This window comes from Enterobacter sp. EC_50 (assembly GCF_019584525.1).
Lineage (GTDB): Bacteria > Pseudomonadota > Gammaproteobacteria > Enterobacterales > Enterobacteriaceae > Enterobacter > Enterobacter roggenkampii.
This window is the reverse complement of sequence record NZ_VDAF01000122.1, coordinates 1-231: the sequence shown is the minus strand read 5'-3', so window position 1 is coordinate 231 and position 231 is coordinate 1. Positions and strand designations below refer to the sequence as shown.

1 protein-coding gene is annotated in these 231 nt (G+C 50.6%); it reads left to right on the top strand.

The features are described from left to right. Positions 1 to 231, top strand: a 231-nt coding sequence (locus FHC48_RS23925; RefSeq protein ID WP_220420651.1) for a helix-turn-helix domain-containing protein, incomplete at both ends; no start/stop codon positions are given.

Here is a 231-nt window from a genome sequence, read left to right as displayed (position 1 = left end):
GGGTCAGCGATGTTGCCAGAACTCTCTGTTGTGCCCGTTCATCCGTTGGTCGCTGGATTAACTGGTTTACGCACTCAGGTATTGAAGGCCTGAAATCCTTACCCGCAGGGCGCTCACGACGCTGGCCTTTTGAACATATCTGCACCCTGTTACGTGAGCTGATAAAGCATTCTCCCGGCGATTTTGGTTATCAACGTTCACGCTGGAGCACCGAATTACTGGCATTAAAAA